The 23,944-nt window shown below is 61.2% G+C and carries 24 protein-coding genes; 16 read left to right on the forward strand and 8 right to left on the reverse strand.

Translation table 11 applies throughout. The features are described from left to right. The first annotated feature begins 25 nt into the window (after positions 1–25). The 4 genes from hpaD to SB659_RS11305 all read left to right on the forward strand — a co-directional run bounded on the left by hpaD (position 26) and on the right by SB659_RS11305 (position 4,166). Positions 26–1,117, forward strand: coding sequence for a 3,4-dihydroxyphenylacetate 2,3-dioxygenase (hpaD, locus tag SB659_RS11290; RefSeq protein WP_410550467.1), 1,092 nt, complete (start codon positions 26–28; stop codon positions 1,115–1,117). Positions 1,118–1,120: 3 nt separating this feature from the next. Beyond that, positions 1,121–1,906, forward strand: a complete 786-nt coding sequence (gene hpaH, locus SB659_RS11295) for a 2-oxo-hept-4-ene-1,7-dioate hydratase (protein ID WP_410550468.1) — start codon at positions 1,121–1,123, stop codon at positions 1,904–1,906. After that, positions 1,891–2,694, forward strand: a complete 804-nt coding sequence (locus tag SB659_RS11300; RefSeq protein ID WP_284978766.1) for an HpcH/HpaI aldolase family protein — start codon at positions 1,891–1,893, stop codon at positions 2,692–2,694. The genes hpaH and SB659_RS11300 overlap by 16 nt, the downstream gene beginning before the upstream one ends. Before the next feature lie 62 nt (positions 2,695–2,756). Beyond that, positions 2,757–4,166: an MFS transporter gene (locus SB659_RS11305; protein WP_410550469.1), complete on the forward strand. Its 1,410-nt coding sequence runs from the start codon at positions 2,757–2,759 to the stop codon at positions 4,164–4,166. An 88-nt stretch (positions 4,167–4,254) separates the two neighbouring features. On the opposite strand, the gene SB659_RS11310 is transcribed toward SB659_RS11305, so the two are convergent. The 3 genes from SB659_RS11310 to purB all read right to left on the reverse strand — a co-directional run bounded on the left by SB659_RS11310 (position 4,255) and on the right by purB (position 6,927). Then, on the reverse strand, positions 4,255–4,689 hold the full coding sequence (locus SB659_RS11310; protein WP_284974959.1) for an acyl-CoA thioesterase: 435 nt from the start codon (positions 4,687–4,689) through the stop codon (positions 4,255–4,257). A 62-nt stretch (positions 4,690–4,751) separates the two neighbouring features. Further along, positions 4,752–5,255, reverse strand: coding sequence for a GNAT family N-acetyltransferase (locus SB659_RS11315; protein ID WP_284974960.1), 504 nt, complete (start codon positions 5,253–5,255; stop codon positions 4,752–4,754). Positions 5,256–5,520: 265 nt separating this feature from the next. After that, positions 5,521–6,927 (reverse strand): adenylosuccinate lyase, encoded by a 1,407-nt coding sequence (gene purB / locus SB659_RS11320; RefSeq protein WP_284974961.1) that lies wholly within the window; start codon positions 6,925–6,927, stop codon positions 5,521–5,523. 169 nt (positions 6,928–7,096) lie between these two features. Here purB and SB659_RS11325 point away from each other — a divergent pair, with 169 nt between their 5' ends. Then, entirely contained in the window at positions 7,097–7,408 is a 312-nt protein-coding gene (locus tag SB659_RS11325; RefSeq protein ID WP_284974962.1) for a hypothetical protein, read from the forward strand. After that, positions 7,408–8,754 carry a hypothetical protein gene (locus SB659_RS11330; RefSeq protein WP_284978771.1) on the forward strand — a complete coding sequence of 449 codons (1,347 nt, stop codon included), beginning with the start codon at positions 7,408–7,410 and terminating at the stop codon, positions 8,752–8,754. Before SB659_RS11325 ends, SB659_RS11330 begins: the two co-directional genes overlap by 1 nt. A gap of 11 nt (positions 8,755–8,765) precedes the next feature. Here SB659_RS11330 and SB659_RS11335 read toward each other — a convergent pair whose 3' ends face one another. Continuing rightward, positions 8,766–9,194 carry a phage holin family protein gene (locus tag SB659_RS11335; RefSeq protein WP_284978772.1) on the reverse strand — a complete coding sequence of 143 codons (429 nt, stop codon included), beginning with the start codon at positions 9,192–9,194 and terminating at the stop codon, positions 8,766–8,768. 72 nt (positions 9,195–9,266) lie between these two features. Between SB659_RS11335 and SB659_RS11340 the strand changes: the two genes are divergently transcribed. From SB659_RS11340 to SB659_RS11360, 5 genes are all read left to right on the forward strand, one after another. Next, positions 9,267–10,385, forward strand: a complete 1,119-nt coding sequence (locus SB659_RS11340; RefSeq protein ID WP_410550470.1) for a histidinol-phosphate transaminase — start codon at positions 9,267–9,269, stop codon at positions 10,383–10,385. 149 nt (positions 10,386–10,534) lie between these two features. Continuing rightward, positions 10,535–11,725 carry a pyruvate dehydrogenase (acetyl-transferring) E1 component subunit alpha gene (pdhA, locus tag SB659_RS11345; RefSeq protein ID WP_410550471.1) on the forward strand — a complete coding sequence of 397 codons (1,191 nt, stop codon included), beginning with the start codon at positions 10,535–10,537 and terminating at the stop codon, positions 11,723–11,725. Then, a complete protein-coding gene (locus tag SB659_RS11350; RefSeq protein ID WP_284978775.1) occupies positions 11,725–12,705 on the forward strand; it encodes an alpha-ketoacid dehydrogenase subunit beta in 981 nt (326 codons plus the stop codon). Before pdhA ends, SB659_RS11350 begins: the two co-directional genes overlap by 1 nt. Before the next feature lie 52 nt (positions 12,706–12,757). Next, entirely contained in the window at positions 12,758–14,263 is a 1,506-nt protein-coding gene (locus SB659_RS11355) for a dihydrolipoamide acetyltransferase family protein (RefSeq protein ID WP_410550472.1), read from the forward strand. After that, the gene (locus SB659_RS11360; RefSeq protein WP_284974968.1) at positions 14,256–14,882 is read left to right on the forward strand and encodes a phosphatidic acid phosphatase; all 627 of its coding nucleotides are present in this window, start codon (positions 14,256–14,258) and stop codon (positions 14,880–14,882) included. Before SB659_RS11355 ends, SB659_RS11360 begins: the two co-directional genes overlap by 8 nt. 59 nt (positions 14,883–14,941) lie before the next feature. On the opposite strand, the gene SB659_RS11365 is transcribed toward SB659_RS11360, so the two are convergent. From SB659_RS11365 to SB659_RS11375, 3 genes are all read right to left on the reverse strand, one after another. Beyond that, a complete protein-coding gene (locus SB659_RS11365; protein WP_284974969.1) occupies positions 14,942–15,280 on the reverse strand; it encodes a hypothetical protein in 339 nt (112 codons plus the stop codon). Positions 15,281–15,424: 144 nt separating this feature from the next. Further along, a complete protein-coding gene (locus tag SB659_RS11370; protein WP_410550473.1) occupies positions 15,425–15,853 on the reverse strand; it encodes a universal stress protein in 429 nt (142 codons plus the stop codon). Further along, on the reverse strand, positions 15,850–17,157 hold the full coding sequence (locus SB659_RS11375) for a PLP-dependent aminotransferase family protein (RefSeq protein WP_410550474.1): 1,308 nt from the start codon (positions 17,155–17,157) through the stop codon (positions 15,850–15,852). Before SB659_RS11375 ends, SB659_RS11370 begins: the two co-directional genes overlap by 4 nt. Before the next feature lie 110 nt (positions 17,158–17,267). On the opposite strand from SB659_RS11375, the gene SB659_RS11380 reads away from it, so the two are divergent. Then, entirely contained in the window at positions 17,268–18,116 is an 849-nt protein-coding gene (locus SB659_RS11380; protein WP_410550475.1) for an isocitrate lyase/phosphoenolpyruvate mutase family protein, read from the forward strand. 95 nt (positions 18,117–18,211) lie between these two features. On the opposite strand, the gene SB659_RS11385 is transcribed toward SB659_RS11380, so the two are convergent. Next, positions 18,212–18,784, reverse strand: a complete 573-nt coding sequence (locus tag SB659_RS11385) for an NAD(P)H-dependent oxidoreductase (RefSeq protein WP_410550476.1) — start codon at positions 18,782–18,784, stop codon at positions 18,212–18,214. 122 nt (positions 18,785–18,906) lie between these two features. Here SB659_RS11385 and SB659_RS11390 point away from each other — a divergent pair, with 122 nt between their 5' ends. From SB659_RS11390 to SB659_RS11405, 4 genes are all read left to right on the forward strand, one after another. Continuing rightward, positions 18,907–19,512 carry a TetR/AcrR family transcriptional regulator gene (locus tag SB659_RS11390; protein ID WP_410550477.1) on the forward strand — a complete coding sequence of 202 codons (606 nt, stop codon included), beginning with the start codon at positions 18,907–18,909 and terminating at the stop codon, positions 19,510–19,512. A 249-nt stretch (positions 19,513–19,761) separates the two neighbouring features. Continuing rightward, a complete protein-coding gene (locus tag SB659_RS11395; protein ID WP_410550478.1) occupies positions 19,762–20,745 on the forward strand; it encodes an ABC transporter permease in 984 nt (327 codons plus the stop codon). Then, entirely contained in the window at positions 20,745–21,719 is a 975-nt protein-coding gene (locus tag SB659_RS11400; protein WP_410550479.1) for an ABC transporter permease, read from the forward strand. Before SB659_RS11395 ends, SB659_RS11400 begins: the two co-directional genes overlap by 1 nt. After that, positions 21,716–23,926: a dipeptide ABC transporter ATP-binding protein gene (locus SB659_RS11405; RefSeq protein ID WP_410550480.1), complete on the forward strand. Its 2,211-nt coding sequence runs from the start codon at positions 21,716–21,718 to the stop codon at positions 23,924–23,926. The genes SB659_RS11400 and SB659_RS11405 overlap by 4 nt, the downstream gene beginning before the upstream one ends. Positions 23,927–23,944 lie beyond the last annotated feature (18 nt).

The following is a 23,944-nucleotide window of genomic DNA, read 5'->3' on the forward strand; positions in this document are numbered from 1 at the left end:
CCCCTTTCAACGAAGAGAGACCATCATGAGCAACCCTTTCACCGACCCCATCCCAACTCCCACGGTCCCGGCCCCGGATATCGTCCGTTGCGCGTACATGGACATCGTGGTGACGGACCTGGCCAAGTCCCGGGAGTTTTACGTCGACGTCCTCGGCCTGCATGTCACCGAGGAAGACGGGAACACCATCTATTTGCGCTCGTTCGAGGAGTTCATCCACCACAACCTTGTGCTGCGCCAGGGGCCCGTGGCCGCCGTCGCCGCTTTTGCGTACCGGGTGAAGTCCCCGGCCGAGGTGGACGCCGCCGAGGCCTACTACCGCGAGCTGGGCTGCCGTGTGGAGCGCCGCAAGGAAGGCTTCACCAAGGGCGTCGGCGACTCCCTCCGTGTGGAAGATCCGCTGGGCTTCCCGTACGAATTCTTCTACGACGTTGAGCACGTGGAGCGCCTCACCCAGCGTTACGACCTCTACTCCGCCGGTGAACTTGTCCGCCTGGATCACTTCAACCAGGTCACCCCGGACGTTCCGCGAGGCCGCAAGTACCTGGAGGACTTGGGCTTCCGGGTCTCCGAGGACATCAAGGATTCCGACGGCGTCACGTACGCCGCGTGGATGCACCGCAAGCAGACCGTACACGACACCGCCCTGACCGGTGGTAACGGTCCCCGCATGCACCACGTTGCGTTCGCCACGCACGAGAAGCACAACATCATCCAGATCTGCGACAAGATGGGCGCCCTGCGCATCTCCGACAGGATCGAACGCGGCCCGGGCCGCCACGGCGTATCCAATGCTTTCTACCTCTACATCCTGGACCCGGACGGCCACCGCATCGAGATCTACACGCAGGACTACTACACCGGTGATCCCGACAACCCCACCGTCACGTGGGACGTCCACGACAACCAGCGCCGCGACTGGTGGGGCAACCCCGTCGTCTCGTCCTGGTACACCGAAGCCTCTTTGGTCCTGGACCTTGACGGCAACCCACAGCCCATCATCGAACGCAAAGACAAATCGGAGATGGCTGTCACCATTGGCGCTGATGGATTCTCCTACACCCGCCCCGCCGGAGGCGAGACCGCGGAGGGTTTCAAACTGGGAGCGCAGGTCTAAACCATGTTGGACGCGAAGACGATCGAAGCGATAGCCGACGAACTCCTCGAAGCCGGCCGGAACCGTCAGCCCATTTCCCGGTTGACGGCCCGTTACCCCGACATGACGGTTGAGGACTCGTACGCCGTGCAGCAGTTGTGGATGCGGCGGAACGAGGAAGCGGGACGCACGTTGGTGGGGCGAAAGATCGGCCTCACGTCCAAGGCCATGCAGGCTGCAACCGGGATCACCGAACCGGACTACGGTGCCATTTTTGATGACATGGTCCTGGAAACCGGTTGCTCCGTGGAGTGGGACAAGTACACCCACCCGCGGGTTGAAGTGGAGCTCGCGTTCGTGCTGAAGTCAGGTCTCAAGGGGCCGGGCTGCACCATCTTCGACGTCCTCAATGCCACCGACTACGTGGTTCCGGCCCTTGAAATCCTTGACTCCAGGATCGAAATGGAGGGCCGGACCATCGTGGACACCATCTCGGACAACGCCGCGATGGGTGCCATGGTGATCGGTGGCAGGCCCGTGAAACCTGACGCCGTGGACCTCCGATGGGTATCGGCGATCCTGTACAAAAACCAGACCGTGGAGGAGACCGGCGTGGCCGCCGGCGTCCTGGACCACCCGGCGAACGGCGTCCACTGGCTGGCAAACAAGATCGCCGCGCACGGAGACTCCATGAAGGCCGGAGATATCATCCTGGCGGGCTCGTTTACCCGGCCGATGTGGGTGTACAAAGGTGATACCGTGCACGCGGACTACGGACCGTTGGGAGTGGTGACATGCAACTTCGACTGAACCCCACGTTCTACTCGGCCCTGAGTGAAGCGGGCCGTCCACTCGCTGGCATGTGGGTTTGTTCCGGCAGCCCCTTGGTGGCCGAAATTTGCGCCGGCTCCGGATTGGATTGGGTGCTGATCGATGCTGAGCACAGTCCCAATGGCCTTGAATCGATCCTCGCGCAGCTTTACGCCGTCAGCGGTTATCCCGTGCAGGCCATGGTCCGTCCGCCGGTCAACGATGCCGTGGTCATCAAGCAGTACCTCGATCTTGGCGTGCAAAACCTCATGGTCCCCATGGTGAATTCGGCGTTCGAGGCCGCCTCAGCGGTCGCGGCCATTCGCTACCCGCCCCACGGGGTTCGGGGCGTCGGATCCGCGCTGGCCCGGTCCTCACGATGGAACCGTGTGCCGGAGTACCTTGGCACGGCCTCTGACACCATCAGCCTCACCGTCCAAATCGAATCCGAAGCTTCAGCCTCAGCCGTGGAAGAGATCCTGGGCGTAGACGGCGTGGACGGCATCTTCCTCGGCCCGTCGGACCTCGCGGCCTCCATGGGCTTGCTGGGACAGCAGGAAAATCCTTTGGTGAGGGCCGTCGTCGAGCACTGCCTTGAAGCCGCTAAAGCGGCCGGCAAGCCTGCCGGCGTTAACGCCTTCAACCAGGCCACAGCCCGCGCCTACCTCGACGCCGGTGCCTCCTTCGTGCTCGTCGGCGCCGACGTTTCGGTGCTGGCCAGGGCGTCGGAGAGTTTTGCTTCCACCTTCATTCCCGTGTCCGAGGCGACGAAGCGCGAGAGCTACTGACGCCTGGTCCCACCCCTCCTATCGCGGTCACAACGCTGTGCCCGCGGGAAATGAGTTCCCTCATGAGCGCATCAACCTCTGCCCAAGGCGGAGCAGCACACAGTCATTCGGCGCGGAGCAACCGCCGAGTAGCCTTTGCCACGATTGTCGGCACCACGGTGGAGTGGTACGACTTCTTCATCTATGCCAATGCTGCCGGCCTCATCTTCGCCAAACTCTTTTTCGAACCCGCAGGCGCCGATATTGCGCTGCTGATTTCCTTTGCATCAGTTGGTCTGAGTTTCCTGTTCAGGCCGCTGGGTGCTTTCCTGGCAGGGCACTTCGGGGACAAATTAGGTCGGCGCGCCATGCTGGTCCTGACACTGGTCCTGATGGGCGCAGCCACCACCTTGATCGGTGTCTTGCCCACATACCAAACGGCAGGGTTGGCCGCACCGATCCTGCTGCTGCTCCTTCGAATCCTGCAGGGTATCTCAGCCGGTGGCGAATGGGGCGGGGCCGTCCTGATGGCAGTAGAGCACGCGCCCACCAACAAACGGGGACTCTTCGGATCCTTCCCGCAACTGGGAGTACCGCTTGGCATGCTCCTGGCGTCCGGTGTCCTTACCCTGATGTCGGGAGTGATTGCGCCGGGTGCCGCTTTCGAACAATGGGGCTGGCGCGTCCCGTTCCTGCTCAGCTTCGTGTTGATCATCGTCGGGTTCGTTGTCCGCAGGGGGGTGGACGAAAGCCCCGTTTTCTCCGAGATCGGTGCCCGGAAGCAGCAGACCAGGGTTCCCATCGTTGAGCTGTTCAAGAAGCACTGGCTGCTCGTGATACTCGCTGCTCTGATCTTCGCAGGAAACAACGCCGCCGGGTACATGACAACTGGCGGCTACATCCTGAGTTATGCCACGGCACCCAAGGGCCTGGCCATGGACCGCACCCAGGTTTTGCTGGCCATCACCGCCTCTGCCGCCCTGTGGTTCGTTTTCACGCTCATCGCGGGTTACCTTGCCGACAGCATCGGGCGCAAGAAGACGTACATCATTGGCTATGCCTGCTTGATCGTCACCTTCTTCCCGTTGTTCTGGCTGATCAACACCGGCAACATCTGGGCCATGGCGGCCGCGTTGGCACTCTTCAGTGTGGGCCTTGGACTCACCTATGGGCCGCAGGCCGCTCTTTACAGCGAGCTCTTCCCGGCCTCGATCCGTTTCTCGGGAGTAGCTATCTCCTACGCCCTGGGCTCCATCATCGGCGGAGCTTTCGCGCCGACCATTGCCACGGCCCTTGTCCAGGCGACAGGCACAACGATGAGCGTCTCCGCCTACTTGCTGATCGTCGCGTTGATCTCCGCGGGAGCTGTTCTGTTGACCCGCGAGCGCAAGGGAATCGATTTGGGAATCGACAACCAAGCCGAACAAGAGGTAGGCGCAACGGTCTTCGATCGCCGTCGTTCTTCCACCCACAAGGTCAGCCAGGGCGTTTGACGCCAGCACCCAACTGACTTTCAGGAGGGGTTGCTCCCGAGGGGAGTAGCCCCTCCTGCCAGTTAATTGGGCTGGGTACGCGTGCCGTTTAATCCTCGTCGAGCGGCTTGGTGAGGTGGTGCGTGGGGATGCGGTCACGGTCATAGGTGATCTCCGTGTAACCATGCGGCTCCGGGCGTCCGTCACTTCCCAGGTTCACGAAGACGATCTCCTCAATGGTCAGGATGGATTGCCGGGTGATCATGTTGCGGACCTCGGCACGCATGGTCAGTGACGTGCGGCCAAACCGCTTGGCCGTCAGGCCCATCTCGATCAGGTCGCCCTGCACCGCCGAACTCACAAAGTTGATCTCTGAGATGTACTTGGTGACAGCCCGGCCATTGCCAAGCTGGAGGATGGCGTAGATCGCGGCCTCTTCATCGATCCACTTCAGCAGGCTACCGCCGAAGAGCGTGCCATTGGCGTTCAGGTCCTCGGGCCGCACCCATTTACGCGTGCGGAAGGTGATATCTGCTTTTTCCATAATTTGAGATTATCGAACTGTACCGAGGTGTGCTTGATGTTGCCGTCTCAACCTGCGCCCGCTTAGGCCATGGCTGTGTGCGAGGCACTATGTGAATCGATGTGCTTGGAATAGCAATGCGAATCCGTTACGCCGATATATGGCTCGAAGTTTGGCACTGGGGCAAACCCTGCGCTCTCGTAAAAGCTGCGGCCATCCGACTGGGCAGACCCCGCCTCCGCTGTGATCACGCTGAAGCCATGCGAGTGGGCTTGAGCTTCCAAGGCGGCGAGTATTGAGCTGGCAACCCCGGACCCGCGGGCATACGGAACCACGTAGAGCCTTTTGATCTCTGCGGTGTTTTCGTCGAGCATCCTCAAGCCTCCGCAGCCCAAGGGTTGTCCCGAGCACCTCTCATAGGCCACCACGAAAACGGCCGTATCAGCCTCCGAAGGGGCCGGACCAGGCTCGTGGTCTGTGGTTCCAAAGCGCGAATCCAATTCGGCCTGTTGTGCGGCTCGGAGGTCTGCACCCACCGGGTTTGCCCATGTGACCTGCCGGATGTTGAGCCGTGGATTGGTCTGCATGTATGCCTCTTTCGCCGCGTGGTGAGGTTCCTATGCGACTCAAGCCTAGGTAGGGCGAGTTACCACTGTGTTTCCTGCTCGTAAGCGTCCGGAGAATTGCGCGCCGCCACCCGAAAGGTATGGCGCGGTAAAGCGATGGTGCCGTTATCCGATGCGCCATTAAGCGATGGTGCCATTAAGAGGCGACGGCGGACCGGGGCACACAGCCCCGTCCCGCCGTCGACGTGCGTCCGTCACCTGTGATGGCAACACCGCAGGAGATGGTCTACCGCAGGTGGTCCACCAGCTTGTCGGCGATGCCTGTGTACTTACCCGGGGTAAGTTCCAAGAGCCGAGCTTCAGCGTCCTTGGAAAGACCCAGGCCCTGCACGAATTCCTGCATTCTGGCACCGTCGACGCGCTGGCCGCGCGTGAGGTCCTTCAACCGCTCGTACGGGTTTTCCATGCCCTCGACACCGGCGATTGCCTCCGCGCGCATCACCATCTGGATCGCCTCGCCAAGGACTTCCCAGTTGGTGTTGAGGTCGGCTGCGAGGACTTCTTCGGCCACATCAAGTGCCTTGAGGCCCTTGGCAACATTTGAGATAGCGAGCAGGGAGTGACCGAAGGCAACACCGATGTTGCGCTGGGAGGAGGAATCCGTGAGGTCGCGCTGCCAACGCGAGGTAACCAGCGTGGCGGCCAGTGTATCGAGAAGGCCGTTGGAGATTTCCAGGTTCGCTTCGGCGTTCTCGAATCGGATCGGGTTGACCTTGTGCGGCATGGTGGAAGAACCCGTGGCACCGGCAACCGGTATCTGCCGGAAGTAACCGATGGAAATGTAGCTCCAGATGTCGGTGCAGACATTGTGCAGGATGCGGTTGAAACGCGCGATGTCAGCGTAAAGCTCGGCCTGCCAGTCGTGGCTCTCGATCTGCGTGGTGAGCGGGTTCCACGCCAGGCCGAGCCCTTCCACGAACGTCTTGGCAACGGCCTCCCAGTCAGCGCTGGGGACAGACGCTACGTGCGCGGCGTAGGTGCCGGTTGCGCCATTGATTTTGCCAAGGTATTCGGTCTTGGCGATGCGGGTGAGTTGCCGGTTCAGGCGGTGGGCTATCACCGCAAGTTCCTTGCCGAGCGTAGTAGGAGTCGCGGGCTGGCCGTGCGTGCGGGACAGCATCGGCACGGAGCGGTTGGCCTCTGCCATGGCCTCGATCTGCTGGACCAGGGCTTTTGCGTTGGGGAGCCAAACGTCCTCCACGGCACCTTTGATGCCCACAGCGTAGGAGAGGTTATTGATGTCCTCAGACGTGCAGCCGAAGTGGACCATGGCGGTCAGGTTCTCGATGCCGATGGCGGCCAGGCGACGCCCGATGTAGTACTCCACGGCCTTGACGTCGTGAACAGTGACCGCTTCGATTTCCGCCAGTTCATTGACCGACTCCGCATTGAACTCCGTCACGATGGACCGCAACTGAGAGACCTGCTGGTCCGTGAGGGGACCGGCGCCCGGCAGCACCGACTGGCTGGTGAGGTGAATCAGCCACTCGACTTCCACATGAACACGGTCGCGGTTCAGGGCCGCCTCGGACAAGTAGTCAACGAGCGGCGCGACGGCGGCGCGATAGCGGCCGTCGAGGGCGCCAAGGGCGAGAGGTTCGGAAGCGAGGGACACGCGAGGGGATTCAGCCATGGTGCCTATTCTTTCATGCTCTACGGCTGTCCCGGGCGTTGGTGACAGGCGCTCTGTGGACAGTCATTTGCGTTTTCCACATAGGGGAGGTCAGCAGTTCCTTAGGCTCCCAGGGCTCCGTAATCTCGTAGCCACAGAACCGCATAACAAATCAAATGGAGCAAAGGACATGAGCGTCGGCTTGATCCCTGCAGCCACCCCGCCCACATTCGACCCCCTGGAGTGTGCATCGCGTAGCCATGACGTGCAGAGGCTCGCCTGGCGCATCAAGGCATGTGTGGACCTCGCCGATACCGCGTTGGCGTCGCTGCGGAGAGCGCAGATGGAAGACTGGCAATCACCGGCCGGGCAGGCTTATCGAACAACGGTTGCCTTGCAGGCCGCAGCCCTGATGCGTGCAAGGGGGACCATGGAGCACGCAGTGGCAATGGTGCTCCGTTATTCCAGAAGTGTTTCCGTCTCCGGCGGGACCGGTCCCTGATGGCCGATGCGGTTTCTTTCGGTGACGGATCCGCTCTCCAGCCCTTGCCGCCGGTCGGGGATGGCAGCCTTTCCATCAGGGGCGGGGTGGGTGGCATCTCTTTTCAACTGGAGGAGCTTTCCCGCGGTGCAGACCAGTTGGACGAGGTTGCCCAACAACTCCTGGAGATCGAAGCGGAGGCCCGCAAGGTTCACGATGAGCTGGAGATGTTCGCCCAGAACGCCGTGGTGTCCGGCTACCCGGCAGTCAACGCTGTGGGAGAAGCTCGCAGTGACGTCGGCAAGGTGCGCGAACAACTTGTCGGCATCAGCGCGCAGGTTCGGTCGAGCCGCCGCGCTTACGAGGATGTTGAAGCCCGGAACGCGCTGCCACACGTACTGCGTCCCGATCAGATCAGATGGTCCGGGGCGCCGGGGGTTTTGGCTGCCGGTCGGGATGTGACCCAAGAAACCTATAACAGACTCATTGCCACCGGGTACCGGGTGGGCGACGTATTGCATGAGCTGCTGAAGTCGCCACTCTTGGAGGGGATGCAGCCGCGACCCGTCACGATCGAGAAGATGGACGAGTCCGTGGAGGAATTCCGGCCAACAATGGCTGGTAGCCTGCGTCGGCTTGAAAAGCTGCACGCCCTCAACGACGGCGAAATCGAGGTCATTCAGCTCGGAAACAGGGGATCTGCTTCGTGGATGGTCCTCATCCCGGGAACCCAACTGGAACCCTCCTCATCCAATCCTTTCGACGCTGCCGGTGTCGGTGAGGCGCTCGGGTATGGCTCCCAAGAAGTCATACCGGCAATCGGTCAGGCACTAAAGGCAGCCGGCGCAGCGGCCGGGGACCCAGTGGTCGCTGTCGGCCACAGCCAAGGGGGAATCCACGCCATGAATTTGGCTCAAGACAAGGCGTTCCTTAGCGAGTTCAACCTCAAGTTTGTACTGACCGCGGGATCGCCGGTCGGCGGTATCACGTCGGAACCGGGCATCAGTGCGCTGCATTTGGAACACATCCAGGACTGGGTACCAGGAACAGATGGGGCCGATAATCCAGACACCAAGGACAGAGTTACCGTCACGCTGACAAACCCCGTCGCAACCCCAAAGGGACAAGATCCTGGGCTGGGCCCCGGGCACGACCAAGAGAACTACGCGGCCGGGGCGGAGCTGGTCAGTGCGAGCCACGACCCCTCATTGTTAGCCTCAAGTGCTGCCTTCGCGGGGGCTGTCGGGGGTGGAGGTGCGGTAAAAGTAACTCACTTCAAACTCAAGCGGCAGCCGATGCCGCAACGGAAGGACATCCTGCCTCCCAAGGATCTGCCCGAGACCCGATCAGTGGCAGGGGCACGATAAGTGTTGGATACTCAGCGTCGACGGGCGCCGGGGATTAAGCCGGCAACCATGGAAATAATGCTGATGATGATTGCAGCCAAGACAGCCGTCCAGAAAAAGGAATCGATGGTGAGGTGGACCGGCGTGAAACTACTTAGCCACGCAGTCAGGTACAGCATGGCCGCATTGATAATGATGGTGAACAGTCCCAGCGTCAGGATGGTCACGGGAAGCGAAAGTACCCTGACCAACGGGCGAACGAACGCATTGACCACGCCGAAGATGAGGCCGATGAAGAGGTACGCAAGGACTATGCCCACGGTGTCCGCTCCTTGCACGAGCCCGGCATTTGCTGCCGCCCGCTCTGTGGCACTCGTTGAGATATCCATACCGTCCAGCAGCCATGTGGCAACCCACAGGGCAAGCCCGTTGATGAGGACGCGGATGATGAATGAACCCATAGACCCATGGTTCCACACAGGCCGGCCGATCAGCCCAACAACAGCCACGGATCGGCAAGTAGGCTTGAATCCATGACTACTACTGACAACGCACCGGAGGGCGTACTCCCTCGCCCGGTCGTGGACAGGCTCCCCAAGTACGCAGCCGGCAAACCTCCCGCTGCGATTGAGGGCCTCACTAGCTACAAATTGTCGTCAAACGAGAATCCCTTACCCCCGGTTCCTGCAGTGCTGCAGGCGATCGCGGACCAGACCGACATTAACCGCTACCCTGACCCCTTGGCCACCAAGCTGCGAAATGCCTTGGCCGATTTCCTCGATATCCCGGCCGACGACGTCGTCACTGGCGCCGGCAGCTTGGGGGCATTGAACCAGATCCTCGCCACTTTCGCCGGACAGAACGACGACGGGAAACAGGACGAGGTTATCTACGCTTGGCGTTCTTTCGAGGCATACCCGATTTGTGTCGGGTTGGCGGGTGCGGGAAGCGTCCGGATCCCGCTTCTCCCGGACGGTCGCCATGACCTGGAAACCATGGCCGCTGCGGTGACCGTTCGTACCAAAGTCATTCTGCTCTGCACACCGAATAACCCGACGGGTCCCATCCTCACCGCAGAAGAAACTGAGCGATTCATCCAATCGGTTCCGCCCGGCGTCGTGGTGGTCATCGACGAGGCCTATCAGGAATTTGTGCGGGATGAACGGGCCGTCGACGGGATCCAGCTCTATCGGAAGTATCCCAACGTGGTGGTGCTGAGGACTTTCTCCAAGGCTCATGGCCTTGCAGGTCTGCGGGTTGGGTACAGCGTTTCCGGCCCCTTGATTACCCAGCACCTCCGTGTCACCGCCACACCCTTCGCAGTATCGCAAATCGCGGAGCGGGCAGCGGTGGCTTCCATCGAGAACTACGACCAGGTTGTGGAGAGGGTACAAAGCCTGGTGGACGAGCGGAACAGGGTCACCGCTGGCCTGCGGGAGCTCGGCTGGTTCATTCCGGAGCCCCAAGGCAACTTTGTCTGGCTCAATTTGGGTAAGCACAGCGGTGAATTCTCGGCACTCGCAGCCGAGAAAGCCCTGTCAGTCCGTGCCTTCGGTGATGAAGGCGTCCGCGTCACCATCGGGGAGGTCGAGGCCAACACCCGCTTTCTGGAACTCTGTGCAGGTTATACAAACCCGCCGCAGCGTTCCTAGCGGTTAACATGTGCACCAAGATTCCTTACTCCCGATAAAGTAAGGACGAAAGCCAAAATATATGCCAGTTCCGGAATGCATTCCAGAACTGGCATATATCCCAGCGAAAGACATCGCCGCGGCGCCGCCGTGGAAGCAAGGAGACGGGTATGGGCCAGGGACAACTACCCCACGGTACGGAAGAAACTCTCGCGGCGACCACCGCGGCAGCGGCCGCGCCGGCCGAACCGGTGGACATGGTTCAGTTGCTCGGGCCCGACGGAAAACTCGGAACTGATCCCGTGTTCTCGGATTACGCCAAGCGCATCGATCCGGAAAAACTGAAGGTCTTCTATACCGACATGGCCCGAATCCGTCGCTTCGACCAGGAAGCCACGGCGTTGCAGCGCCAAGGAGAGTTGGCTCTCTGGGTGCCGCTGACTGGCCAGGAAGCCGCGCAGATCGGTTCCGGACACGCCAGCGAACCACAGGATTACATCTTCCCCACGTACCGGGAACATGGCGTTGCCCTGGTCCGCAACGTGGACCTGGCCGAATTGCTCAAGCAATTCCGTGGAGTTTCCAACGGTGGCTGGGACCCGCGCGAGAACAACTTCCACCTCTACACCCTGGTGCTTGCCGCGCAGACTCTGCATGCGGTCGGTTACGCCATGGGCATCCAGCGGGACCAGAAACTTGCTGCTGCGGACTCCGCTGATCCGAAGGCCGCCGTCATCGCTTACTTCGGCGATGGCGCCAGCTCCGAAGGCGACGTCCACGAGTCCATGGTCTTTGCCGCTTCGTACGATGCGCCCGTGGTCTTCTTCTGCCAAAACAACCATTGGGCCATTTCGGTCCCCACGGAAGTCCAGACCAAGGTCCCTCTGGCCAATCGGGCGAAGGGCTACGGTTTCCCAGGGATTCGCGTAGATGGCAATGATGTCATCGCAGTTCACGCCGTCACGGAGTGGGCTCTCGAACATGCCAGGGAGGGCCGGGGGCCGGTTCTGATTGAGGCCTACACCTACCGCGTCGGTGCCCACACCACTGCCGACGATCCCACTAAGTACCGGGAATCTGCGGAAGAAGCTGCCTGGCGCGAAAAGGATCCCTTGGATCGGCTGGAGAAGTACTTGCGGGCGGAAGGCTTGGCCGATGAAGCCTTCTTCGACCAGGTCGCGGCCGACGGCGATGAACTGGCCAAATACGTCCGGAGCACCACTCATGGCATTGAAGTGCCTGACATTCGCGAAGCCTTCGCCAGCGTCTACGCCGAAAAGCATCCGTTGATTGCCGAGGAATTGGCTTGGTTTGAGGAATACTCGGCAGGGTTCGAAAGTGACCAGGAGGCAACCAACTAATGGCGACCATGACCATTGCCAAGGCCATTAACGAGGGCCTGCGAGCATCACTGACCGCCTATCCCAAGTCGTTGTTGATGGGCGAGGACATCGGGCACCTCGGCGGCGTCTACCGCGTCACGGACGGCTTGATCAAGGAATTCGGCGATGATCGCGTTCTGGACACGCCATTGGCTGAATCGGGGATCATAGGTACCGCGATCGGCTTGGCGTTGCGGGGATATTCGCCCGTGTGCGAGATTCAGTTCGACGGCTTTGTTTATCCTGCCTTCAACCAGATCACAACGCAGTTGGCCAAGATCCACTCGCGGAGCCTGGGGAAGCTGAGCGTTCCGGTGGTCATTCGCATCCCTTACGGTGGCGGCATCGGATCCATTGAACACCACTCCGAGTCCCCCGAGGCGCTGTTCGCGCACACGGCAGGGTTGCGCATCATTTCACCCTCGAACCCGCACGACGCCTATTGGATGATCCAGAAAGCAATTGAGTGCCAGGATCCGGTGATCTTTTTCGAGCCTAAGCGCCGTTATTGGCTCAAAGGTGAAGTCGACGTTGAGAATCCCGGTTTGTCGGAGGATCCTTTCAAGGCTCACGTGGTCCGTGCGGGAACCGATGCGACCATCGTGGCTTACGGGCCGTTGGTGCCTGTCGCACTGGCAGCGGCAAATGCAGCTGAGGAGGATGGTCGAAGTGTTGAAGTTATCGACCTCCGCTCCATTTCGCCGGTGGATTTCGACACCGTGGAAGCCTCGGTAAAGAAGACCGGCCGTCTCATCGTTGCCCATGAGGCTCCTACCTTTGGTGGCATCGGCGGGGAGATCGCGGCGCGAATCAGCGAACGGGCGTTCCTCCACCTTGAGGCCCCCGTGATCAGGGTGGGCGGTTTCCACATGCCCTACCCTGTTGCCAAAGTTGAAGAGGATTACTTGCCGGATATCGACAAGATCCTCGAAGCGCTCGATCGATCCCTGGCCTACTAGCCCGCCCTGATTCGCCCTGCTTCGTGCGTGGCAAACGACAATCGAGGACCCAGTGACTGTAAAGAAATTCAACTTGCCGGACGTCGGCGAAGGCTTGACAGAGGCCGAGGTAGTGGCATGGAAGGTCAAGCCGGGGGACACCGTGGCCATAAACGATGTACTTTGCGAGATTGAGACTGCAAAGTCGCTCGTAGAGTTGCCCTCGCCATTTGCCGGTACGGTCACCGAACTGCTGGTGGAGGAGGGCATCACGGTGGAGGTCGGCACTGCCATCATTGCCGTTTCCGAGGGGCACGAGGGTGATTCAGCGCCCGCCACTCCCCAAGCTCCCCCCGTGTCGCCAGAGGTGGACGAAGTATTCACACCCGTCTACGGAAAGCTTTCCGCAGAGGACAACGAGCAGCCCGCCACCAGTCCCTTGGTTGGATCCGGTCCAAAGGCCGACGCCGTCAAGCGCCGTGCCCGCAAGCGGCCACTCGAAAGCGTGGTCGCCGCGGCTCCGGTAGCCGAGGACGCTGAAGGTACAGTGCAGGACGTGACCTCTGTGTTGCAAGCCAACGCTGCCGAGGTGCCGGCCCCGAAGCGCGTCACGTCGGTAGCCCAAGAGTCGCCCGCAACCCGCGGGAACAGTGTGGGTGTGGCCCTTACAGGTCTCGTGAACAAAGTCCTGGCAAAGCCGCCGGTGCGAAAGTTTGCCCGTGACCTCGGGATTGACCTCGCGGACGTGGTGCCCACAGGACATCGTGGTGAAGTGACGCGCGAAGACTTGGTCAGTTACCAGGCGCAACGAGACGCGGAACTGGACCAAGCGGAAAGCTTCTGGAGCGCGTCCAAGAAGCCACAGGATCAGAGGATCGAACGCATCCCGGTCAAGGGGGTACGCAAGGCGACGGCTCGGGCAATGGTTGACTCTGCGTTCTCAGCTCCCCACGTCAGTATCTTCGTGGACGTTGATGCGAGCCGCACCATGGAATTCGTCAAGCGGCTGAAGGTTTCCCGCGACTTCGAAGGCATCAAGGTTTCCCCCCTCCTCATCCTCGCCAAAGCAGTGATCTGGGCCGCCGCGCGTAACCCCAGCGTCAATGCGACGTGGGTGGACGACTCCGACGGGAAGGGAGCCGCCGAAATCCACGTGAAGCACTACATGAATCTTGGCATTGCGGCCGCAACCCCGCGGGGACTCATGGTGCCCAACATCAAGGATGCGCAGGACCTCTCCTTGAAGGAGTTGGCGCTGGCACTTAACGAACTCGCCACCAAAGCCCGGGCCGGCAAAACGCAACCTGCCGAGATGCAGGGCGGTACCCTAACCGTCACCAACATCGGTGCGCTCGGAATTGACACCGGAACCCCCATCATCAATCCGGGCGAGGTAGCAATCGTTGCCTTCGGAACAATCAAGCAAAAGCCCTGGGTCCTTGATGGGGAAGTCATCCCACGCTGGATCACCACTCTTGGCGGTTCTTTCGACCACCGAGTGGTCGATGGCGACCTGTCCGCCCGGTTTATGGCGGATGTGGCGGCGATCCTTGAAGAACCGGCATTGCTGCTTGACTGAAGGTACGACGTCGGTCGCGCAGCTTTCCGGCAAGTGGCGCGCTGTTGCCCGTGTGCTGACGGAGGTATTCCAACCGCCTGTAGTGGTGACGGTCCTGCTCCTGATCAGTCCTGTCATCGAGCCGGGGTTTCCCGGAACGATATGGTTCGGAGTCTTGGCCGCGGTCTTCGTTTGCTTGCTGCCGCTGGCCTACGTGCTGGTGATGGTGAGGCTGGGCAGGATCACGGACCACCACGTCAGTGACAGACGGCAGAGGCCCGCTTTGCTGATGACGACGCTGGTGTCGGTGCTCGCCGGGCTTCTTCTTCTGCAGGTCCTTCACGCCCCTGTGAGCGTGTCGGTGATGATACTTGCCCTCATTGGCGGCATCGCCGTGTTGGCGGTTGTCAGCGCGTTCTGGAAGATGAGCGGGCATGCCTCGGCGCTTGCCGGCACCACCGTCATAGCCATTCTCATGTTCGGGCCTGCCTGGCTGCCGTTGCTGTTGCTCGTGCCCGCTGTGGGCTGGTCGCGCCTCGTTCTGCGGGCGCACACCGTTGCCCAAGTTGTTATCGGCTCGCTGTCCGGCGGTGTCATCATAGCCGGACTGTGGTGGCTGCTTCGCGAATACATGCTCTGACGAGCAACCCGGAACCCGGAACACGAGCAACCCGAAACACGGGCCACCCCGTGCGGCGCTTAGTACGCCGGGTAGTTGACCAGGAGCGCCTGGAGTTCCGTTGTTGACATGTGCTGGGCCATTTCCACGCTGACTCCCAAGGCCACTGCGGCGACGGTCAGCACGGCGACGGAGACCACCGACAGGAAGCGCCAGTCTTTGCGAAGGATGCTCCGGATCGTCTCCGGCATTTGAATGCTGGGGGAGATCAGGTTCGGTGCGCTGTCCCAGGAGCCGTCGTCGAGCATTGCAATGACCCGGTCATTGGCGCGGTCCAAGCGCATGGTGCTGATGCTGTTGCCGTGACGGGCAAGCAGGATGTCGTGTCCAACGCGTTGGCGCGGCTGCATAGTAAGCATTGAGGATCCCCTGAGATCGAAAAATGGAGGCGGCTCGCACCTTTGGGGGCATCTCAATTTTATGACGGTTGCCTTGGGCGCCCGGCTCAAGGGGACGCGAATGCCGGGTGAGAATCCCCACCCGGCACCGTGATCCTGCTCGCTTTAGGCTTCGTCGGTTTTCACGATGTACACGTCGCAGGGGGCAGTGTGAGCCACTGTGTTGGCCACGCTTCCCAGTACGCGCCCAAGTCCTTGCATGCGCCGATTTCCCACCACGATCAGTTGGGCGTGCAGGATTTCGGCCTCCTTGACGAGGGCGTCGCCCGGCTTGCCGTAGGCCGGACCGTAGGTCACCTCAAGCCTCTCATCTTTGAGTTGTTCGGCTACCGTTCGGGCCACGGCCTCAGCTTCGGCGGCGTCGGACACCACCCACTTGTCGGTTCCGATCTCAACCACTTCTGTCTTGTTGCTGTCGAAAGCACTCACGACGTGGAGCTTGGCGCCCAGCGCTATGGCTAGCTGCTGGGCAGAATGCGCGGCTCTGAGGGCAGTCTCGCTGCCGTCTACTCCGACGATCACAACTCCGGTCATTGTGCTGCTCCTTCATTGGTAGCTTCAATGGCTTCAGCCAGGATGGGCGCCAGTCGACGCACCCCTTCGGCAATGGTATCCGGCGGAACGGCGCTGAACGCCAGACGGAGCTTGTTTGATATTCCATCGGCCGGCGAGAAAGCGGCCCCGGGGATGAACACGACGCCGGCATCGATGGCCTTACCCAAAAGGGGATAGGTATCCAGACCCTCGGGCAAGGTGACCCACACGAAGAATCCGCCTGCGGGCCTGGTCCACGTCACTCCGGCGGGCATGTAGGTTTCCAATGCTGAGAGCAGGGCCTTGCAACGCTCCGCGTAGAGGGAGCGATACGTCTCGATTTGGCCTTCCCAGTCGTACTCGCGGAGATATGCCGAGACAAGCATTTGGTTCAATGGCGGAGGACAGAGGGTGACTGCCTCGGAGGCCAGATAGAACCGTCGTTGCAGGTGTGCAGGGACCAGGGCCCAACCTATGCGGAGTCCGGGCGCGAAGATTTTGGAGAAGGAGCCCAGATAGATGACGTCGTCCGGGTTGGCTGCCCGCATGGGCGCAAGCGGTTGTCCGTCAAATCGAAGAAGCCCATAGGGGTTGTCTTCGAGGACGATGATATTCGACCTCCGGCATATGTCGACGATCTGCTGCCTGCGTTCCTCAGCCAACGTGATCCCGGAGGGATTGTTGAAGTTGGGAATCGTGTAGAGGAACTTGATGGTTTTGCCCTCTGCTTGCAACGCAGAGATCCGGGCCTCCAGTTGCTCCGGGACCAAGCCGTCGTCGTCCATTTCGACAGGTTCAACCTGCACCTGGTAGGCCTCAAAGGTGTTGAGAGCACCAACGTAGGTTGGGTTCTCTACCAGAACGACGTCGCCCGGGTTGCAGAAAACCTTCGTGGCTACATCTTGGGCTGACTGGGAGCCTGCGGTGATGACGATGTTCTCCGGGCTGGCATTCGTGATGCCTTCCGCGGCCATGATGGTGCAGATCTGGCTCCGTAACTCGTCCGTTCCCTGCCCTCCGCCGTACTGGAGTGCGGTCATGCCTTCCTCGGCGATGATCTTGGCTGCTGTCTGGCCCAGCTTTTCCAGCGGCAAGGATTGGAGATAGGGGTTACCGCCGGCGAGGGAGACAAGGCCGGGTTGCATCGAAATATCGAAAACGTCCCGAACAGCGGACTGCTTGATGTTGGCGGCCCGCGCGGAAAAGAGCTCCTCATGCGGGTGAGCGGCCGTTGCGGCCCGCTCGATGGCGTCGATGGCTTCAGCGGGCAGTGTGGTGCCGGCATCCAATGTTTCGTGGGTCACACGGAAAGAATACTCCTCAATGTTGCTAAAGAGGCAACACTTGTTGCTCAAAATCACCCGGAGGGTCGCAAGCGCTTTACGACACGATGCCGAGCGGCTGGAATGTAGCTATGACAACGCACTCGGGATCCGTGACTAAGGCCGAACACTTCCGAAAGCTCCACGATCCTGGTCCTCAGCCCTTGGTGCTTGTGAATGTTTGGGACGCGGCTTCTGCCCGCGTCGTGCAAGAGGCGGGTGCGTCGGCCATTGCTACATCGAGCTCCGCGGTGTCGTGGAGCTTGGGATACCGGGATGGTGATCACGTGCCGTGGGGATTGGCCATGGCCGCGCTGGGCCGCATCACGCATGCGACCCGGCTGCCCGTCACCGCCGATATCGAAACCGGTTATGGCCGCACCGACGATGAACTTCGAGCCACCATTCACGCCGTGCTGGACGCTGGGGCCGTGGGAATCAATATAGAGGACTCAGCGGAGGACCCCCTCACGGATGTCAGCGAGCAATCACGGCGAATCGCAGTGATCCGTGCAACCGCTGACGAACGCGGGGTCCCGCTTTTCGTGAATGCACGGACGGACACCTATCTGTCAGGACGCTTCCCGGATGCGGCCTACGAGGAGACGTTACGGCGGGCCGAGTCGTACCTCACTGCCGGCGCGGACGGCATCTTTGTGCCCGGAGTGGTGGATTTGCACGTCCTGCACCAGATCTCCAGCCGCATCGCGGCACCCCTGAATGCATTGGCTGGTGTCGGCTCGCCGTCGCCAGCGGAATTGCACGACGCCGGTGTTCGGCGGGTGAGTATCGGAGGCAATACTGCCAAGGCCGCCTACGCCAAAGTAGCCAAGGTGGCCAGCGAAATCCTGGCTGACGGCAATTGGGCGGGCCTGGCAGGCACCCGGAGCCATGCGGAGATGGATGGCCTGTTTCAGCAAGGACCCAAATACAGCCTTTAAGGGATGCAGCCGGACGAAGCCGGGTTAAAAGCGAAGCCCCCGCCCGAGCCTGTGTAATCGGCAGGCTCGGGACAGGGGCGTCGACAGGAGCCGGGTTACGCGGCTACTTCTTCTTCTTCATCCTGAACTGCGGTCAGCGGCTCAAAGATGCCCTTGATCTGCTCGACAACCTCAGCGTCGTCCTTCGGGTGCAGTTCAGCGAAACGGATCATGGAACCCGGGATGGCAAGCTTGACGTCCTCAAGCACCTTGGCGCCGGCGATCCCGACTGCCTTGCGGGCCTCGTCCTGGGCCCAGACTCCACCGAACTGGCCAAATGCGGTACCGACGACGGCGGTCGGCTTGCCGGCGAGGGCCCCGGCACCGTACGGGCGCGACAGCCAGTCGATGGCGTTCTTGAGGGAGGCAGGCATGGTGCCGTTGTGCTCGGGCGTGACCAGGAGGAGAGTGTCGGCGTCGGCGGCTGCGGCGCGAAGAGCGGCAGCCGCGGCTGGGACTTGGCCCTCCACGTCGATGTCTTCGTTGTAGAAGGGGATGTTACCCAACGAGTCGTGGATCTGGACTTCAACGTTCTCGGGGGCGTTGAGCTGGATGGCTTCGGCGAGCTTCCTGTTGTGCGACTCGGCGCGGAGGCTGCCGACGAGGGCGAGGATGGTGTGCTTTGACATGATGTCTCCTTTTGTTGGCCTGACAGGCGGGCTGTAGGCCTACGGTTCGGGGGCTTTGGTGCCTTCACTGAGTATAAACGGACCTTGGTCCGCTTAATATTCCCCGGGGCTAGAATGAGTTTGTGAGCTCGATTCCATTCCAGCCGGAGGCATCCCCGGGTGCGCCACAGGAGCGTAGCGACGCTGCCCGGAACCGTGAGCGGCTTCTTTGTGCCGCCCGCGAGTTGGTAGAGGAATTCGGAGCCGAGGCTTTGACCATGGACGCCCTCGCATGCAAGGCCAAGGTGGGCAAAGGGACTGTTTTCCGTCGTTTCGGCAGCCGGGCGGGACTGATGATCACGCTGCTCAGCGATTCGGAGGCAGACTTCCAGCGCGGCTTCATGTTTGGGCCGCCGCCACTGGGCCCGGGCGCTACGCCTGCGGAGAGGCTCATCGCCTTCGGGGAGGGGCGCGTCTACTTCGTCCTGGAGAACGGGGAACTGTTGCGCGCTGCAGGAACCTCTGCCCACCACCGCTTTGAAGTCCCCGCGACAGTTCTTGCGCACCGGCATGTGGAGCTACTGCTGCGGGAGGCCGGCGCGCCAGACCCGTGGGTCATGGCGATGTCACTGATGTCCGCGTTGGATCCGGAACGGATTATCAATGACGTGCGGACCCACGGAATCTCGCCCACTCGCATCACCGATTCCTGGCGCGAACTCGTGACGCGCCTCCTGAACCCGCGGTAGCCCGAAGCTGCCCTGCATAACAATCTGGCCGCAGGCGCGGCTCAAGCCGCCGTGAAGCAAAACGTGAAGCAGTTATTGTGGTAGTTTCCTCTTGAATGTGACCCATGCCATATCAAGGCTGGTGGTCGCTGAAGAGGTGCGGGGGACGCCCACATACCCGTGTGCCCCTGCAACTGAAGCCGGCCACAGCCGGGTACCGCGGAAGGACGAGCTTTTGAATTTTGCCCTGATTCGAGGCAGCCGACCGACATGCTGAAGTACTTGATGAAGCGATCAGGAATCTACCTGGTCATGATCTTCTTAACCACCAGCGCCGGGTACCTCCTGGCGGTGTCCTCCCTGAAACCGGCAGTCCTCGAGCAGGAGAAAATTCCGCGGCCAACCCCTGAGCAGGTGGCGGCATCGTTCCGGGGGCTAGGCTTGGATCCGGCCAAGAATGCGTGGGAACGCTACGTGGAATGGCTCGGAAACATCGTGACCCACTGGGACTGGGGCCGTAGCCCGAACGGCGCATCAGTTAATGCTGAATTCGGAGACCGCGTCCTGGTCTCTACCCGGCTGTTCATTGCTTCGATCATCCTGACCCTGATCATCGGCGTGGCGCTGGGCGTGTACTCCGCGGCACGGCAATACAAGTTCCAAGACCGGGTCATCACCTCCTACAGCTATCTGGTGCACATCCTGCCCGCCCCCATCGCCTACTTCCTGGTCCAGTTGGGCGCCATCAGCGTCAATGAGGCAGTCGGCCAGCGGATTTTCTTCGTGACAGGAATTTCGACGCCGGGAATCGGACCCGGGTGGCCCGCTTTCGTTGACCTCGTGGCCCACTACACCGTGCCCACCTTCGCGATGACGATTTTCGGTTGGGCCGGTTACCAGATCGCCCAGCGCCAGTATCTTTTGGACAATGTCAACGCAGACTTCGTCCGAACGGCGCGGGCGAAGGGCCTGACCCGCAACCAAGCCATCCGTCGTCATGCGCTGCGAGTGTCCTTTATCCCGGTGGCGCAGAGCATCGCGTTCACCATCCCCGCGATCTTTACCGGTGGGTTCTTCGCTGAGGCGATCTTCGCATGGCCGGGCATTGGCCTTTGGAGCATCCAGTCCATCGGGTTGCAGGACGTCAATGTCGCTACCGCAACGCTGGCCTACGGCTCGGTGATCTTTGCCATCGGTGCAATCCTGGCGGACTTCGCCACAACGCTGGTCGATCCACGAGTGAGGGTCCAGTAATGACCAACATCATTGATCCGATTGCAGAGATCGACGAATCCCGCGTCTCCGATGGCCAGGACGTGGTCATCGCCAAGTCCCGCATTATCTTCCGCCGGTTCATGCGTAACCGAACCGCCGTCGCCGGACTGTTCGTTTTCCTTGCTTTGTTCCTCTTTTCATTGGTGGGCGGGTTCCTGACTCCGTGGAACAAGGACACGATCGATCCCTACAACATCGGCATGGGTCCTTCCCCGGACCACTTCCTCGGTACCTCCCAGGCCGGAATCGACCTCTTGGCGCTGATCGTGGAAGGCACCAGGATTTCCATCTTCATCGGCTTGATCGTTGGCGGCGTGTCCGTCTTGGTCTCCGCGGTGTACGGCTGCACCATGGCGTTCTTCGGGGGGAAAGTGGACGCGATCATGCTGTTCATTCTCGAAGCACTCATCATGATGCCGGCCATCCTGGTAGTCGCGGTTGCAACCAGCGGCAGCGGCGGGCTGAAGAACCTCCCCAGTTGGCTGTTACTGATTGTTGTACTGCTCTTTTTCAGCTGGATGGGCACTGCCCGGTTGGTGCGTTCCCTGTCTATGTCCCTCATGCAACGTGACTACGTCAAGGCAGCCAAGTACATGGGCGTTCCATCCCGGCGCATTGTCTGGCGGCACCTGGTTCCCAACATCGGCTCCCTCCTGGTCCTGGACTTCACCCGCGGCATCACCGGTGCGGTCCTTGCCGAAGTGGCGTTTTCCTTCATCGGTATCGGCATCAAACTTCCTGACGTCAGCCTCGGCGTCCTCATCGGCCAGGCCACCGGGCAGGTGTCCTCGTTCCCGTGGATGTTCTGGGTTCCGCTGACGGTTATGTTCCTGCTGACAGGATCATTGGCCATGATGAACGATGGCCTCCGTGACGCGTTCGACCCCAGCTCCAGTTCCATCGGCCGGGCCAAGCGGACCGCAGCACGAACAGTAAAGAAGACCAGCAAATGAGCACCAATATCTCCCAAACACCTGCAGAACGGCTCCGTGACGTGGGTCTTTACGCTCCTGGCGATGCCGTCCTCAGCGTCCGCGACCTCAACGTGCGCTTCAACACGGAAAACGGCGTGGTCCACGCAGTCCGCGGAGTCGATTTCGACCTCCTCCCCGGTAAAACCCTGGGCATCGTGGGCGAATCCGGTTCCGGGAAGTCAGTGACGTCCATGGCCATCATGGGGCTGCTTCCGGAGACGGCGGACATCACTGGATCGGTCCGGTACAGGGGAAAGGAACTCCTGGGCCTCAGCGACAAGGCCATGTGCAAACACCGGGGCAGCGACATCGCCATGGTGTTCCAGGACCCGTTGTCCTCCCTGACCCCGGTCTACACGGTGGGCACCCAGATCATCGAAGCCCTCACGGTTCACAACCCCACCATGAGCAAACAGGCTAAAGAAGCCCGCGCCGTCGACCTTTTGCGCATGGTGGGCATCCCCAGCCCCAAGGACCGGCTGAAGGCCTTCCCCCACGAATTCTCCGGCGGCATGCGCCAGCGCGTGATGATCGCCATTGCGATCGCCAACGATCCGCGGATACTCATCGCAGATGAACCCACGACGGCGCTGGACGTCACCATTCAGGCCCAGGTGCTGGAAGTCCTGCACACCGCACAAGAGGAGACCGGCGCCGCCGTCGTCATGATCACGCACGACCTGGGCGTCGTCGCGGGCATGGCCGATGACATCATGGTCATGTATGCCGGTAAGCCCGTGGAAACCGGCACTGTGGAGGACATCTACTACAACCCCCGGATGCCATACACCTTGGGCCTGCTCGGAGCGGTTCCCCGAGTAGATACCGCCAACAAACAGTCGTTGGTTCCCATCGAAGGCACACCGCCCAACCTGGCGCTTCCGGTGACCGGCTGCTCCTTCGCGGCGCGCTGCCCGCTGGTCAGCGACGCTTGTTTGGACGGCGAGCCGGAGCTCCTGTCCGTGCGTGTCCTCGCAAACGGCACCAACGCAAACGACACCGATGCAAACGGCGCCGATGCGAAGAGAGCAGCCAGCCACAGGGCCGCCTGCATCAAAGCGGAGGAACTGGGCGGCGAAACGGACGCTCACCACATTTTCAGGGCGCCCGCCAAGCCAGTATCAAAGTTCGACGGCGTGGAACGCACAGAGCGCGAAAAGGTCCTGGAGCTCAAAGACGTGAAGAAGCACTTCCCGCTGCTCAAGGGTGCCCTGATCAAGCGGCGGATCGGCACGGTAAAAGCCGTGGACGGGCTGAGCTTCGATATCCGCGAAGGGGAGTGCCTCTCGATCGTTGGCGAGTCCGGCTGCGGCAAAACCACCACCCTGCTGGAGATCATGGAGTTCCACCCGGACCAGCAAGGCGAGGTGGTCATCAGCGGCGTCAGCAACAAGGTGGCCACGGACTCCAAGACCAAGATGGCCATGCGCAAGGAAATGCAGATGGTCTTCCAAGACCCCACCGGCGCCTTGGACCCTCGCTTCACCGTGTACGAGGTCCTTGCCGAACCTTTGGAAAACCTTGGCATGCCCAAGGCTGCCATCAAGAAACGGATCATGGAGTTAATGCGCCTGGTTGGCCTGCAGCCGGACCACGTTAACCGCTTCCCCAACCAGTTCTCGGGCGGACAGCGCCAACGAATCGGGATCGCCCGCGCCCTCGCCGTCAACCCGAAGCTCGTTGTCCTGGATGAACCTGTGTCCGCGCTGGACGTATCGGTGCAGGCCGGCGTCATCAACCTGCTGGACCAACTCCGCGCCGAACTGGGTCTGAGCTACCTGATGGTTGCCCACGATCTGTCCGTGGTGCGGCATATTTCTGACCGGGTGGCAGTGATGTATTTGGGCAAAATCGTGGAGACCGGTGACGTGGACGAGGTCTTCGACAACCCGCGGCACCCTTACACCCGTGCTTTGTTGTCGGCCATCCCGGTACCGGACCCGAACGTTGAACGCACCCGTGAACGGATCATCCTCCAGGGGGACCTCCCCAGCCCCCTGGATGCCCCGCGAGGTTGTAACTTTGCGACTCGTTGTCCGGTGTTCGCTGCGCTTCCTGCCGCGAAACAGGAGAAGTGCCTTACTCTGGAGCCGCCACTGGCTTCAGAAGAGGCACACGGACAAGAATTCGCCTGCTTCTTCCCGGACGGAGAAATAGATGCCGACATGCTGGTGGTGCATGCCTGACGACAGATGACGCAGAGA

This window comes from Arthrobacter sp. SIMBA_036 (assembly GCF_046535135.1).
Taxonomy (GTDB): Bacteria; Actinomycetota; Actinomycetes; order Actinomycetales; family Micrococcaceae; genus Arthrobacter.

Excerpts from the sequence above, each read along its gene's own strand:
- hpaD (WP_410550467.1), top strand. The coding sequence starts at position 26 with ATGAGCAACCCTTTCACCGACCCCATCCCAACTCCCACGGTCCCGGCC.
- SB659_RS11395 (WP_410550478.1), top strand. The coding sequence starts at position 19,762 with ATGCTGAAGTACTTGATGAAGCGATCAGGAATCTACCTGGTCATGATC.
- SB659_RS11405 (WP_410550480.1), top strand. The coding sequence starts at position 21,716 with ATGAGCACCAATATCTCCCAAACACCTGCAGAACGGCTCCGTGACGTG.
- SB659_RS11310 (WP_284974959.1), bottom strand. The coding sequence starts at position 4,689 with ATGGAAAAAGCAGATATCACCTTCCGCACGCGTAAATGGGTGCGGCCC.
- SB659_RS11365 (WP_284974969.1), bottom strand. The coding sequence starts at position 15,280 with ATGCTTACTATGCAGCCGCGCCAACGCGTTGGACACGACATCCTGCTT.
- SB659_RS11335 (WP_284978772.1), bottom strand. The coding sequence starts at position 9,194 with ATGGGTTCATTCATCATCCGCGTCCTCATCAACGGGCTTGCCCTGTGG.
- SB659_RS11340 (WP_410550470.1), top strand. The coding sequence starts at position 9,267 with ATGACTACTACTGACAACGCACCGGAGGGCGTACTCCCTCGCCCGGTC.
- SB659_RS11300 (WP_284978766.1), top strand. The coding sequence starts at position 1,891 with ATGCAACTTCGACTGAACCCCACGTTCTACTCGGCCCTGAGTGAAGCG.
- SB659_RS11330 (WP_284978771.1), top strand. The coding sequence starts at position 7,408 with ATGGCCGATGCGGTTTCTTTCGGTGACGGATCCGCTCTCCAGCCCTTG.
- purB (WP_284974961.1), bottom strand. The coding sequence starts at position 6,927 with ATGGCTGAATCCCCTCGCGTGTCCCTCGCTTCCGAACCTCTCGCCCTT.
- SB659_RS11370 (WP_410550473.1), bottom strand. The coding sequence starts at position 15,853 with ATGACCGGAGTTGTGATCGTCGGAGTAGACGGCAGCGAGACTGCCCTC.
- pdhA (WP_410550471.1), top strand. The coding sequence starts at position 10,535 with ATGGGCCAGGGACAACTACCCCACGGTACGGAAGAAACTCTCGCGGCG.
- SB659_RS11400 (WP_410550479.1), top strand. The coding sequence starts at position 20,745 with ATGACCAACATCATTGATCCGATTGCAGAGATCGACGAATCCCGCGTC.
- SB659_RS11385 (WP_410550476.1), bottom strand. The coding sequence starts at position 18,784 with ATGTCAAAGCACACCATCCTCGCCCTCGTCGGCAGCCTCCGCGCCGAG.
- hpaH (WP_410550468.1), top strand. The coding sequence starts at position 1,121 with ATGTTGGACGCGAAGACGATCGAAGCGATAGCCGACGAACTCCTCGAA.
- SB659_RS11315 (WP_284974960.1), bottom strand. The coding sequence starts at position 5,255 with ATGCAGACCAATCCACGGCTCAACATCCGGCAGGTCACATGGGCAAAC.
- SB659_RS11380 (WP_410550475.1), top strand. The coding sequence starts at position 17,268 with ATGACAACGCACTCGGGATCCGTGACTAAGGCCGAACACTTCCGAAAG.
- SB659_RS11325 (WP_284974962.1), top strand. The coding sequence starts at position 7,097 with ATGAGCGTCGGCTTGATCCCTGCAGCCACCCCGCCCACATTCGACCCC.
- SB659_RS11305 (WP_410550469.1), top strand. The coding sequence starts at position 2,757 with ATGAGCGCATCAACCTCTGCCCAAGGCGGAGCAGCACACAGTCATTCG.
- SB659_RS11350 (WP_284978775.1), top strand. The coding sequence starts at position 11,725 with ATGGCGACCATGACCATTGCCAAGGCCATTAACGAGGGCCTGCGAGCA.